Origin of the sequence: Leeuwenhoekiella polynyae, assembly GCF_004104075.1 — a bacterium.
GTDB lineage: Bacteria > Bacteroidota > Bacteroidia > Flavobacteriales > Flavobacteriaceae > Leeuwenhoekiella > Leeuwenhoekiella polynyae.
In genome coordinates this window covers 225,876-238,577 of the sequence record NZ_QOVK01000005.1, presented here as the reverse complement: position 1 = coordinate 238,577, position 12,702 = coordinate 225,876, and the positions used below count along the sequence as shown (strand labels likewise).

Sequence of the window (12,702 nt, the reverse complement as noted above, 5' to 3'; positions counted from 1 at the left end):
AAAGCGAGTAGTCTTTTTGGGTTCTTTTTGCATAACCACTCTTTGAGGGTGTTTTCATTACACTAAGGTTTTAGTGTATCGCTATTTCAGGACGGGACATAAATTAAAAACAAAAAACCCATCATCTCAAAATTGAGATGATGGGTTTTTTATATTTATTACGTAAATCTTAAGCTTCTGCAGCAGGAACTATAGATACGTAAGACTTGTTGTCTTTCTTTTTAGTAAACTTAACAACACCGTCTACTTTTGCATGTAAGGTATGATCTTTACCACCATAAACATTATCACCTGGGTGATGTGTGTTACCACGTTGTCTAACAATGATATTACCAGCAACAGCAGCCTGACCACCAAAAATCTTAACACCTAGACGTTTCGATTCTGATTCTCTACCGTTTTTAGAACTACCTACTCCTTTTTTGTGAGCCATCTTATTCTAGTTTTATGGTTATACTTAACGTAATCAAATAATCTAAGGATTATTTTTCGATCCCGCCGTCTAAATTATCTTGTAATTCTTTAAGCTCATCCCATTTACCTTCTGCAGCTAAAGCAGCTTGCTTTGGCCAAGTATCGGTAACTAAGTGACTTAATCTAGAGCTTGCCTCAGAAAGAACTTCGCTCAATTTCTCTGGAGAAGTTTTTGCAACTTTAGCAAAAGTGTCAATACCTGCAGCTACTAATGCTTCAGCAGCTTTTGGTCCAGCACCTTCGATCTTTTTAAGATCATCTCCTTTTGATGAAGCTTTTGCTTTTTGAGCTTTTGGGGCTTCAGCTTTTGCTTCTTGTTTTTTCTCAGCTTTAGGAGCCGCTTTTTTGCCTCCTTTTAAAGAAATATCGCCAATTACAATCTCGGTTAAAGATTGACGGTGACCATTTTTCTTCTTATAGCCTTTACGTCTTTTCTTTTTGAAAACAATTACCTTGTCTCCTTTTAAATGACGTGAAATTTTTGCTCCTACTAGAGCACCTTCTATAGCCGGGGCGCCTAAAGTGATGTTGTCACCGTCACCTGTCAAAAGAACTTTATCGAAAGAAACATCGTCTCCTTCTTCTCCTGCCAAGCGGTTAACAAAAACTTTCTGGTCTTTTGCAACTTTAAATTGCTGCCCTGCTATCTCTACAATTGCGTACATAGCGTAATGATTAAAAATAGTTTTTAAAATCTTAAACCTTGTGATTTAAGAGGGCGCAAATATACAGCTATTTACTTACAATACAAATGTATAATGAAAAATTAAACCTGTGAAGTTTTATGCTTTTTCTTGGTATTCCAACTGGGCTTAAATAATTGCATAAAACTGAGCGTAAGCACTATACTTGTAGCAAAGCCCATAATGGCAACCACAAAGATCACACTACCCAAACTTGTATTATATGTAGTCTCCCAAGCAGCAATCATATTACTTAGAAAATCAGGATTCAAATTACCAGCATATAATGCAAAGAACGCAGTGAATAAAATTGTTGAAACAAAACCGGTAACAACACCCACAGAAAAACCATCACCATATTCAAAATCTTTGCCTTTACTAAGCTTATAATATTTGATAGCTTCATAGATACCAAAGCCGGTAATAACGCCATTAAACAGACTGAATATAGGATTTGTATGCAGCCCAAAAAGAGCCAATACTAAAAAATAAGCAATAAGTCCCGCAGTAATTGCGATGCCAAAACGTATAGGAAGTGCGACTTTAAGCATAATTGTAAATTTTTGATTACTCATAAAGTTCTCAATTAAAATGTTGTATTTCAGCTAAAAAGCTGTTAAAAATTAAGTCTATTTCTAAAATATAAAATATTTTAACTATTATAACTTAGGGTAATTTATTATCAATTAACAGGTTGATTCTGTAACAATATCATCTTACACATTACTTATACGAGTAACTAAAACAAAAACTATATACATGAAAAAGACTCTTTTTTCAATTGCTTCAATTTTAGCTTTGAGCTTTACTGCTACCGCTCAGGAAGTAGAATTTGAAGAATATGATTTAGACAACGGTCTTCACGTAATCTTACATCAAGATAATACGGCTCCCGTTGTCACTACAGCAGTTATGTATCACGTAGGTGGTAAAGATCGCGAAGATGGCCGTACGGGTTTTGCTCACTTTTTTGAACACTTACTTTTTGAAGGAACCGAAAATATAGAGAACGGTAAATGGTTTGAGATCGTAAGTTCTAATGGCGGAACCAACAATGCTAATACTTCTCAAGACCGTACGTATTATTACGAGGTTTTCCCATCTAATAATTTAGAATTAGGATTGTGGATGGAATCGGAGCGTATGCTTCACCCTATTATCAAACAAGACGGTGTAGATACTCAGAATGAAGTTGTTAAAGAAGAGCGTCGCTTGCGTTATGACAATTCTCCTTATGGTCAATTTCTATTTGCAATTAGCGAGCAGCTTTTTGATAAGCATCCTTATAAAGATCCTAACGTAGGCTATATGGAAGATCTTGATGCAGCTTCTTTAGAAGAGTTTCAAGCATATTTTGACAAATATTATAAGCCCAGCAATGCTGTTTTAGTTGTTGCAGGTGATCTTGATGTTTCTGAAACTAAAAAAATGATTCAGGAGTATTTTGGCCCTATCCCAAGCGGCCCTGCTCTTGAACGCAGCTATCCTCAGGAAGCTCCTATAACTGAAGCTAAAAGAAGTCAGTTTTACGACTCTAACATTCAGGTACCGGCTATTCTTACCGCTTACCGCACACCGGGTTACGGAAGCCGTGACGCTTATGTATTAAACATGATCTCTTCTTATTTAAGCGATGGAAAAAGCTCTAAGCTTTATAAGAAAATGGTTGACGAAGAGAAAAAAGCACTACAAATTGGGGCAATCAATCTGGAGCAAGAAGATTATGGAATGTATATCATTTACGGTCTTCCTTTAGGTGAAACCAGCCTCGAAACTTTATTAGAAGGGATGGAAGAAGAAATCGCAAAATTACGCAGCACGTTGATTTCTGAAAGTGACTATGAGAAACTTCAAAATAAGGCTGAAACTAATTTTGTGAATTCAAACTCAAGCGTAGAAGGTATTGCAAACACACTTGCCAGAGATTATATGCTTTATGATGACACCAACCTCATTAACACCGAAATAGATATTTACCGCTCTATCACACGTGAAGAGATCAAAGAGGTTGCCAATAAATATCTAAAACCTAATCAACGTGTAGAAGTAGAATACCTTCCTAAAAAAGAAGAGCAATAGCCTGTTGTTTTCAAAACAAGAAACCATCAGAAAACTAAAATAAAATACATTTAGATGAAAAAAATATTTTTTAGCTTACTACTTATCTGCAGCGTAGGCGCAGTAGCACAAGTAGATCGCAGCACGCAACCTAAAGCAGGTCCAGCTCCCGAAATTAACCTGAGTGAACCCCAAACTTTTACGCTTAAAAACGGACTTAAAGTTATTGTTGTTGAGAACCATAAATTACCCCGGGTAGCTTACACCCTTACGCTAGATAACCCACCAATCGCCGAAAATGATAAAATAGGTGCAGCATCACTTTCAGGTGCATTATTAGGCAAAGGTTCTACAAGCATCAGCAAAGACGATTATAACGAAGAGGTAGACTATATGGGGGCTCGTGTTAACTTTGGCCCTCAATACGCTTCTGCCAGCGGACTTTCACAGTATTCAGATCGAATTCTCGAGCTTCTTGCAGATGCAGCGATCAATCCTAATTTTACTCAGGAAGAATTTGAAAAAGAACAGAATATCCTTATCGAAGGTTTAAAGACCAATGAGAAAAGTGTTGAAGCAGCAGCAGGTACCGTAAGCCGGGCTTTGCTTTACGGTAAAGATCATCCTAAGGGTGAATTTGAAACCCCAGAAGCTGTAGAAAAAGTTACTCTTGCTGATGCAAAAGCATTTTACAACAAGGCTTTTATACCTAACAACGCGTATTTAGTGGTTGTGGGTGATGTTAATTTTAAAGACATCAAAAAAGCAGTTTCTAAAAACTTTAAAGACTGGAAAAAAGGAACCGATCTAAGCAACACCTTTAAAGCACCAGAAAACGTTACCACTACAGAAATCAACTTTGTAGACATGCCTAATGCAGTACAGTCACAAGTGATCGTAGAGAATCTAGTAGAACTTAAAATGAGTGATCCAGATTATTTCCCGGTATTGATGGCCAATCAGATTCTGGGTGGCGGTGGAGAAGGCCGCTTATTCTTAAATCTTAGAGAAGATAAAGGCTATACCTATGGGGCTTATTCTAGCATGAGCAATGACAAATACGGCAAGACCTCTTTTAGCGCTTCAGCAAGTGTGCGTAATAGGGTTACAGACAGCTCTGTAGTTGCCTTTTTAGAAGAGATTGACAAGATTCGTCAAGAACTCGTTACTGAAAAGGATCTTAAAAATGCAAAAGCTAAATATATAGGTAGCTTTGTACGCTCTCTGGAGCAGCCAAGCACTGTAGCTCGTTTTGCTTTAAATATTGAAACCGAAAATCTTCCAAAAGATTTTTATCAAAACTATTTAAGCAAGATAAATGCTGTTACTATTCAAGATGTTCAACGTGTAGCCAAGAAGTATTTCTTATCAGACAATGCGCGCATCATCATCGCCGGAAAAGGAAGCGAAGTACTTGATAATCTTGAAAAAGTACAGTTTAAAGGAAAAACCATTCCTGTAAAATATTACGACAAAAAAGCTAATGCTGTTGAAAAACCAGAATATGAATTAGCCATGCCAGAAGGTGTTACTGCAGCAACAGTTTTCAGCAACTATATTGAAGCTATAGGTGGTAAAGATGCCATTGAAGGAATCAATTCTATCGTGATGATGGGCGAAGGGAGCGTTCAGGGAACTCCTCTTAAGTTAACTATTAAAAAGACAACTAAAGATCAATTCTTACAGGAAATCTCGGTTATGGGGAATGTGATGTCTAAGCAGGTTTTAAACGGTGACACCGCTTCTATTTCTGCACAAGGACAAACAATTACACCTTCTGAAGAGCAAATTGCAGCACTTAAAAAAGAAGCTGCAATCATCCCGGAACTCGATATGATGAATGATGCTTCAGTAAAGCTTGAGAAAGTTGAAAAAGTAGATGGCGAAAACGCATATGTAATCGCTTTAAACGATACTAAAAAAGCATTCTACGCTACTGAAAGTGGTTTAAAATTAAAAGAAGAGACTACTCAGGAAATGCAAGGACAAACTTTTGTTCAAACGGTTATGTATGGTGACTACAAAGACGCAGGAGCAATTCTTGTTCCTTATAAATTATCTCAGTCTATGGGACCTCAGAACATTGAGTTTACCTTTACTGAAATTAAAGTAAATGAAGGCGTAAGCGACGCTGATTTTCAATAAAATTTAAGTACTTACTTATTTCAAAGACCGACTTAACCGTCGGTCTTTTTTTTGTTTTCTATTGGCGTTAACGAGGTAAACACCGGTTAGAATTACCAAAGTTCCCAGAAGATGAATCAAGGTCAGACGCTCTCCATCGAGCAATCCCCAAAAAATACCCACAATAGGAATTAAATAGGTGACAGAAGTAGAGAACACTGCTGAAGAAATCTGAACCAGTTTATTGAATAAAATCTTAGCCAGAGCTGTACCAAAGAAAGCCAGTAATGCAATATAGATCAAGGATTCTGTAATTAGCGGATTTTCAACATCAACGGTCATCCCACCGGAGAAATAAAGCACCAATATCGCCGGTATCAGCATAACTGCAAAATTCCCGACTGCAATTCCCAGTGATGATAATTCTTGAAGTTTTGATTTTAAAATATTAGCGTTTCCGGCATAACAAAAGGCAGCTACAACTACTAAACCTGAAAACATATAGTTCTGCTCAGGATTCACTTCAGCGCCTTGAAAGATCAGTATTCCGGCTCCCAATAAACCTAATAAAACTCCTAATATTTGATTTCCGTTAAACGGAATCTTAAAGACTAAGTAGCCTAAGAATATTGTAAATAGTGGAACCAGTGAATTCAATATTGAAGCAATACTGCTGTCAATTTGAGTTTCGGCAAAAGCAAATAGAAAAACCGGCAAAAATGTTCCCAGCAGCGCACTCAATGCCACCCAGGGCCATTTCTCTTTTGGGATTTTAAACAATGTTCTAAAACCCATTAAAAACAAAAAGATCGTGGTAAACACAATTCTAAATGCTCCTAATTGCAACGGACTTAAGCCTACTAATCCTTTTTTGATAAGAATATAAGAAGTTCCCCAAATGAGAGCTAAAATAAAAAGGTAAACCCACTTTTTAGTATTGTTTTGCATAGTACACGTTGAGCCTGCAAAATTGTAATTAAAAAATAGAATAGAAGTTGAATATGGACTTATTTCTTCCAGCGCAGGCTTTCCATCAGATGACGGATATCTGTCTTTAAATAAGCTGCTGCAGGCAAAATACTGTCGTAATTAGGCGTTACATTAAAGTAGATAGAACCCGTGATAAAATACGAGGTGCTGTCTGTAACATAAAACTGAGACTGAGAAGCTGCATTCCCGGCAACATCATAAAACATCCCGTATACGTTATGCTCAGGATTGATGTATTTTTCTTCAGCTATATTATCTGCTTTGATCACATGCTCGTAGGTAAGTTTCTGCGCATCGGTAAGCAATTGTTTGATGTTACCATCTACATTTCGGTACGTAAGATACAAGGCTCCATCCATATCAGGATATTCTAAAATCACAGAACAATCGCTTTTGTAACGCACAACTGCGCTGGTATTTTTCATAAACTCATAGGGACAAGTTTCACTTCCGTAGAGCGTATATTCCGGGGTATTGTAATTGAGAGCTAAAAAAGCATTGGGTTTAGGCAGCACATCCTCTTTACACGAACCGAAGCTCGTAAGTACTAAAAAAAGCACGAATGTAAAGCTGAAATTTTTCAATTGAAATTAGAATTTGTGCTAGTCGAGATCTTTGATCGTAAGCTTGATTTGTTTGATACGCTTTTGATCGATCACCTCAATAGTAAACGCGTAATGCTCAAAATTTAGTATCTCATTTTTCCGGGGAAATCCTTTTGAAATCTCGAGAAGAAAACCGGCTAGAGTCTCTGCTTCTCCTTTATTCTCTTCAAAAGCTGAGTTATCATCAAGTCTGATAACCTTGTAAAAATCCTTGAGCGAAGTCTTTCCTTCAAAGATATAATTGTTATCGTCTAGCTTAGAAAAGATGATATCCTCATCATCAAACTCATCACTGATATCGCCCACGATTTCTTCGATGATGTCTTCCATAGAGATCAATCCGCTCGTACCACCATACTCATCAACTACAATTGCCAGGTGATTACGCTTATCTTTAAACTCGTTAAGCAAATCGTCTAGCTTTTTATTTTCGGGCACAAAATAAGGATCTCGCAACAGACTTGTCCACTCAAAATCTTCTTTATCTATATGCGGAAGCAAATCTTTCACATATAAGATACCGGCGATATTATCTATATTTTCGGTAAAAACAGGAATTCGAGAATAGCCATTTTCGATAACGAGAGGAATAATCTCTGCATAAGTAAGCTCTTGATTGAGTGCAAAAATATCCATACGCGGCTTCATAACCTGTTTGGTATCGGTATTACCAAAACTCACAATTCCCTTTAAGATCTTTTGCTCTTCTACAGAAGTATCCTCTTCACTGGTAAGTTCTAATGCCTGCCCCAGTTGATCTATACTAATATTTGCTTTTTGCTTACCAAATTTATCCTGCAACAATAATGTAACCGCCCGCATAGGAGTACTTAATGGCGAAATGATAAAATCTAAAACCAACATCGGATACGCCATTTTCCCTGAAAATTCTACCTTATTCCTGTTAGCATACACTTTCGGTAAAATTTCACCAAACATTAATATCAAGAAGGTCACTGCAACAACTTCTACCAGAAAACGCAGATTAATGATCCAGAACTGGTATTTCTCAAGACCTGAAAAAAGCGTCTCTCCCAGATTGGCAAAAATGAGAACAATTGCAATATTGATAAAGTTATTGGCAACAAGAATGGTAGCGAGAAGTTTCTTAGGCTTTTCTAGCAAACGTACAACCAGATTTTGTTGTCTGGTTTGTTTCTCTACATCGAGCTCAAGATCTGATGGTGTAAGGGCAAAAAAGGCAACCTCAGTACCGCTTATAAGCGCAGAACAAACCAGTAAAATAAGAACGGCAATAATTTCTACAACCGAAGTTACAGAAAAACCTTGCTGAATAATTAATAAACTTGGGGGGTCAGGATCCAATGAAATTAATTTAGTTGGTAGGCATTATTAAAATGGTAAATCATCTTCCTCTTCATCATCATAAGCAGGAGACACAGGAGACGGACTCGCCTTTGGAGCTGCTGGTGCAGCAGATTTTTGCGCAGGTTGCGCACCTTGCTGTGGCATTCCACTGGCGTCTTTTGGTGTTAAGAATGTAAAATCTGTACATTGTATTTCTGTACTATACCGTTCTGTACCAGACTCATCTTGCCACTTACGGGTTTTAATACGCCCCTCTACATAGACTTTATCACCCTTTTTTAAATATTTTTCGCAAATTTCTGCACCCTTGTTACGTACAACAACATTGTGCCACTCGGTATTACTCACACGCTCACCGGTAGTTCTGTTTGTATACGTTTCATTTGTAGCAAGCGGAAAACGCCCTATAGCGCCACCACCCTCAAAATAGTGCATCTTTACATCATCCCCCGTGTGCCCTATGAGCATTACTTTATTTAACGTACCAGACATATTCTCTATATTTTAAAGGTCAAAAGTAACTAAAATTAAGGAGTTGCTCAACTAAAAACAAGTTAACCCTCACAATAAAGACACACGCAGAATAGCCGATTTCAAGCAAACTAACTTAAGGCAAATACAGCCGTATTTATTCTTAGCCTACAGAAACAAAACATTTATAATCAAACCCTTCCATAAAACGGTCTATTACGCGAGGTACGGCATAATTCTCAAAATCATCGAAAGAAACGGTTTTAAGGCCTGATTTATTTTTCAGTTTTATTACCCAAAATTTTACGTGAAGCTTTTGATGCGATAATTTGTGAATAATAGGATCTTGCTGTTGTAAGATTATATCGATTACAGGAAGCTCTGCGAATACAACCGGCTTTGTCTCTCCTGTAATCTTCAGATCTTTTACGCTGTCGCGAAAATTTTCTTTCGTCAAGTCTGCCTCGGTCTCTAATAACGGAAAATCAAACAGTCCACGCCAGATCCCTTTATCTTCGCGTTGATTTAAAACCGTCTCTCCTTCTGTAGTTATAAATAAGAGATAATTAAAAAACCGATTCTTCACTTTGATCTTTCCTTTCTTCACCGGAAGCTTATCGATTTTTCCATGCTGAAAAGCCACACAATCTTCATTAAAAGGACAATGCAAACAATACGGATTTTTGGGCTTGCACTGCGTAGCTCCAAATTCCATAATCGCCTGATTAAAATTTGCAGCATCGTCAGCATCAATTAAATTTTGAGCCAAAGCTTTAAATTCTTTTTTACCCGGCGTACTATCTATAGGAGTGTCTATCCCAAAAATTCGAGAAAGTACGCGATAGACATTACCATCTACTACAGCTGTAGCTTCATCAAAACAAATAGAAGCAATTGCACTTGCCGTATAATCTCCTACTCCTTTTAATTTCTTTATTTCAGAGTAGGTATCGGGGAATTTTCCATCCAGTTCATAAGCAACCTTTTTTGCAGTTGCGTGCAGGTTGCGTGCCCGTGAATAATAGCCCAGTCCTTGCCAAAGTTTTAAAACTTCATCTTCATGAGCATCAGCTAACGCTTTTATGTCAGAAAAAGCCTCCGTAAACTTAAAATAGTAGGGTGTTCCCTGCTCAACTCGCGTTTGTTGAAGTATAATTTCTGATAGCCAAATGCGATACGGATCATTAATTTGCCGCCATGGCAACTCCCGCTTGTTTTGTAAATACCAGTTTATGAGTTTATTAGAAAAGTTTAACACAAAAAATACCTTTTGGTCAATTTATGCGTTTATCTAGTTATATTTTAATCTTTTACGTTTGAAATATTGATTTAATAATGTGTATATTTGCACCCTTGAAAATTTTTAACCCCCTAAAATAACAAGTAATGACAAAAGCAGATATTGTTGCCAAAATTTCTGAAAAACTAGGAATTGAAAAAAACGATGTACAAGCAACTGTTGAAACTTTCATGACAGAGGTAAAAAACTCTTTAGAAAGCGGAGACAATGTTTACCTAAGAGGTTTTGGAAGTTTTATCATTAAAACACGTGCTGAGAAAACCGGCCGTAACATTTCTAAGAACACTACTATAAAGATACCTGCACATAACATTCCTGCTTTTAAACCTGCTAAGGTTTTTGTAGAAGGCGTTAAGTCTAATGTATCTGTAGACGAAAACTAACTATTAATTTTAAATTGAGCTCTTATGCCAAGTGGTAAGAAAAGAAAAAGACACAAGGTAGCGACGCACAAGCGTAAAAAACGCCGTCGTGCTAACCGTCACAAAAAGAAAAAGTAGTCTAGTACTACTTTTTTCTTTTATTATACCGTTAGTATAATAAAACGTTCATTGACATCTGGAGCTATTTTCCCATTTATTTTTTTGGGAACACATACCTCCTACCGGAAACACAAAATCCTGTGAAAAATAATGTTTAATCTTTTGTCCCGTATTCGCGGGATGGATATAATTTAATGAAGCGTGAATAATGAATTAATAATTCGATCCAGTTCCACTTCAGTTGATTTTGCCCTTTTAAAAGATGGTAAACTAATAGAATTACATAAGGATGAGGAAGACAATCAGTTTAGCGTAGGCGATATTTTTATTGCTAAAATACGCAAGACGGTTTCTGGTCTAAACGCCGCATTTGTCAATGTTGGCTACGAGAAAGATGCATTTTTGCATTATCACGATTTAGGACCGCAGCTTCCCACACTTTTGAAATTTGTAAAACGTGTAAGCACAGGTAAATTAAAAGATTTTTCTTTAAAAAACTTTCCTGCAGACAAAGACATAGACAAAAATGGTAAGATAGCAGATGCTGTTAAATCAAACCAGTCTCTTCTTGTTCAAGTAGTTAAAGAACCCATTTCTACAAAAGGCCCCAGAATTAGCAGTGAGCTATCTATCGCCGGAAGATATGTGGTTCTCGTACCATTTTCTGATCGCATTTCTATTTCACAAAAAATAGAATCTAAAGAAGAAAAGGCACGTCTTAAACGCTTGATGCAAAGTATACGCCCCAAAGGATTTGGAGTGATCGTACGTACTGTCGCTGAAGGAAAAATGGTTGCAGAACTAGACAAAGATCTACAAAACTTGGTGGACCGCTGGACCGCCATGTGTAAAAAATTACACAATGCTCATTTACCCAGTAAAGTTTTAGGTGAGATGAACAGAGCCTCTTCTATGTTAAGAGACCTTTTTAATGACACCTTTACAAACATCTGTGTAGATGATGAAACATTGTACTACCAAATCAAAGAATACCTGCAAGAGATTGCACCTAATAAAGAAAGTATCGTAAAACTATATCAAAACAACGTGCCTATATATGAAAAACATGGCATAGAGCGTCAAATAAAAACTTCATTTGGCAAGACCGTATCTATGAGTCGCGGTGCATATCTGGTTATTGAACACACAGAAGCACTACACGTAATAGATGTAAACAGCGGTAACCGCTCGAGTAAGGCTAAGAGCCAGGAAGAGACAGCATTAGAAGTTAATTTGATCGCCTCTACCGAAATAGCCAGACAACTACGTCTGCGCGATATGGGAGGTATTATTGTTATAGACTTTATCGATATGGGTAAGGCCGAAAATCGTAAAAAACTCTTTAATCACTTGCGTGATGAGATGAGTGATGACCGCGCCAAGCATAAAATTTTACCCCCAAGTAAATTTGGTCTTATACAAATCACACGGCAACGTGTGCGTCCCGAAATGAATATCAAAACCCGGGAGAAAGACCCTAATGGAGATGGTGAGATAGAAGCCCCTATTAGTGTGGTAAATCGCATTCAGGCAGACTTGACCAAACTATTAAAAAAAGACTATAAAAAGATCACGTTACATACGCACCCTTTTATAGCAGCCTTCTTGACAAAAGGCTTCCCATCACCGCGTTCTAAATGGTTTATGGAACACAAAAAATGGGTAAAAATAATGCCCAGAGATGCTTACACGTATCTCGAGTACCGTTTTACAGATAAGAACGGGAAAGAAATTAGATAACTGAAATAACCCTCATCGTGCAAACGGTGGGGGTTTTTTATTTCTTAGACTTTGTTTAAAACCCTATCACGTATTAAGCGCACATTTAAATACCATACAAACATCCAGTTAACCATACCGCATCTCCGTTTTGCACACAGAATACTCTATGATTAATCCACAGTAAGTTCAAAGTGCAACCACAATGCAACCACAGTGCAACCACACTTTTCCACAAAAAGTGTAGCAAACCATAGATCCATTGTGGTATCATATCACTAATGCTATTGATTATCTATTTAGAATCCTTACCCCTTCTATAATTCAAACGACTAGGTTCCAAACCACACAGATGCCTAACCTAGCTTAACGACTCAAAACATATAATGATTATGATTACTATGCCAGCCCTCCGTTCCAATCACCACAAATTCGTACTTTTACCGAACTTCAAACAAAACTCTACC

12 protein-coding genes are annotated in these 12,702 nt (G+C 37.2%); 4 read left to right on the top strand and 8 right to left on the bottom strand.

The genetic code is table 11. From position 1 onward, the window contains the following. Positions 1–169: 169 nt before the first annotated feature. The 3 genes from rpmA to DSM02_RS08760 form a co-directional block, all read right to left on the bottom strand. A complete protein-coding gene (gene rpmA, locus DSM02_RS08770; RefSeq protein ID WP_073096222.1) occupies positions 170–433 on the bottom strand; it encodes a 50S ribosomal protein L27 in 264 nt (87 codons plus the stop codon). A 49-nt stretch (positions 434–482) separates the two neighbouring features. Further along, entirely contained in the window at positions 483–1,139 is a 657-nt protein-coding gene (gene rplU, locus DSM02_RS08765; RefSeq protein ID WP_128765259.1) for a 50S ribosomal protein L21, read from the bottom strand. A gap of 101 nt (positions 1,140–1,240) precedes the next feature. Then, complete coding sequence (locus DSM02_RS08760; protein ID WP_128765271.1) at positions 1,241–1,708, bottom strand: DUF4199 domain-containing protein; 468 nt, start codon at positions 1,706–1,708, stop codon at positions 1,241–1,243. A gap of 208 nt (positions 1,709–1,916) precedes the next feature. Here DSM02_RS08760 and DSM02_RS08755 point away from each other — a divergent pair, with 208 nt between their 5' ends. Both DSM02_RS08755 and DSM02_RS08750 read left to right on the top strand, forming a co-directional pair. Next, positions 1,917–3,236, top strand: a complete 1,320-nt coding sequence (locus tag DSM02_RS08755; RefSeq protein ID WP_128765258.1) for a M16 family metallopeptidase — start codon at positions 1,917–1,919, stop codon at positions 3,234–3,236. A 54-nt stretch (positions 3,237–3,290) separates the two neighbouring features. Next, positions 3,291–5,360, top strand: a complete 2,070-nt coding sequence (locus DSM02_RS08750) for a M16 family metallopeptidase (protein ID WP_128765257.1) — start codon at positions 3,291–3,293, stop codon at positions 5,358–5,360. A gap of 15 nt (positions 5,361–5,375) precedes the next feature. On the opposite strand, the gene DSM02_RS08745 is transcribed toward DSM02_RS08750, so the two are convergent. The 5 genes from DSM02_RS08745 to mutY all read right to left on the bottom strand — a co-directional run bounded on the left by DSM02_RS08745 (position 5,376) and on the right by mutY (position 9,992). Further along, the gene (locus DSM02_RS08745; protein ID WP_128765256.1) at positions 5,376–6,287 is read right to left on the bottom strand and encodes a DMT family transporter; all 912 of its coding nucleotides are present in this window, start codon (positions 6,285–6,287) and stop codon (positions 5,376–5,378) included. A 59-nt stretch (positions 6,288–6,346) separates the two neighbouring features. Next, positions 6,347–6,913 carry a gliding motility lipoprotein GldD gene (gene gldD, locus DSM02_RS08740; protein WP_164918269.1) on the bottom strand — a complete coding sequence of 189 codons (567 nt, stop codon included), beginning with the start codon at positions 6,911–6,913 and terminating at the stop codon, positions 6,347–6,349. 18 nt (positions 6,914–6,931) lie between these two features. Beyond that, positions 6,932–8,260, bottom strand: coding sequence for a gliding motility-associated protein GldE (locus DSM02_RS08735; protein WP_128765255.1), 1,329 nt, complete (start codon positions 8,258–8,260; stop codon positions 6,932–6,934). Between the two features lie 27 nt (positions 8,261–8,287). Beyond that, entirely contained in the window at positions 8,288–8,755 is a 468-nt protein-coding gene (locus tag DSM02_RS08730; protein WP_128765254.1) for a single-stranded DNA-binding protein, read from the bottom strand. A 142-nt stretch (positions 8,756–8,897) separates the two neighbouring features. After that, positions 8,898–9,992: an A/G-specific adenine glycosylase gene (gene mutY, locus DSM02_RS08725; protein WP_128765253.1), complete on the bottom strand. Its 1,095-nt coding sequence runs from the start codon at positions 9,990–9,992 to the stop codon at positions 8,898–8,900. Positions 9,993–10,120: 128 nt separating this feature from the next. Here mutY and DSM02_RS08720 point away from each other — a divergent pair, with 128 nt between their 5' ends. Together DSM02_RS08720 and DSM02_RS08715 are read left to right on the top strand one after the other, a co-directional pair. After that, on the top strand, positions 10,121–10,417 hold the full coding sequence (locus DSM02_RS08720) for an HU family DNA-binding protein (protein ID WP_028376886.1): 297 nt from the start codon (positions 10,121–10,123) through the stop codon (positions 10,415–10,417). 300 nt (positions 10,418–10,717) lie between these two features. Beyond that, entirely contained in the window at positions 10,718–12,256 is a 1,539-nt protein-coding gene (locus DSM02_RS08715; protein ID WP_128765252.1) for an Rne/Rng family ribonuclease, read from the top strand. Positions 12,257–12,702: the final 446 nt, after the last annotated feature.

What these genes read in the sequence shown, in the direction of transcription:
- DSM02_RS08750 (WP_128765257.1), top strand. Translation starts at nt 3,291, where the DNA reads ATGAAAAAAATATTTTTTAGCTTACTACTTATCTGCAGCGTAGGCGCA.
- DSM02_RS08755 (WP_128765258.1), top strand. Translation starts at nt 1,917, where the DNA reads ATGAAAAAGACTCTTTTTTCAATTGCTTCAATTTTAGCTTTGAGCTTT.
- DSM02_RS08730 (WP_128765254.1), bottom strand. Translation starts at nt 8,755, where the DNA reads ATGTCTGGTACGTTAAATAAAGTAATGCTCATAGGGCACACGGGGGAT.
- rpmA (WP_073096222.1), bottom strand. Translation starts at nt 433, where the DNA reads ATGGCTCACAAAAAAGGAGTAGGTAGTTCTAAAAACGGTAGAGAATCA.
- DSM02_RS08720 (WP_028376886.1), top strand. Translation starts at nt 10,121, where the DNA reads ATGACAAAAGCAGATATTGTTGCCAAAATTTCTGAAAAACTAGGAATT.
- rplU (WP_128765259.1), bottom strand. Translation starts at nt 1,139, where the DNA reads ATGTACGCAATTGTAGAGATAGCAGGGCAGCAATTTAAAGTTGCAAAA.
- DSM02_RS08760 (WP_128765271.1), bottom strand. Translation starts at nt 1,708, where the DNA reads ATGCTTAAAGTCGCACTTCCTATACGTTTTGGCATCGCAATTACTGCG.
- DSM02_RS08745 (WP_128765256.1), bottom strand. Translation starts at nt 6,287, where the DNA reads ATGCAAAACAATACTAAAAAGTGGGTTTACCTTTTTATTTTAGCTCTC.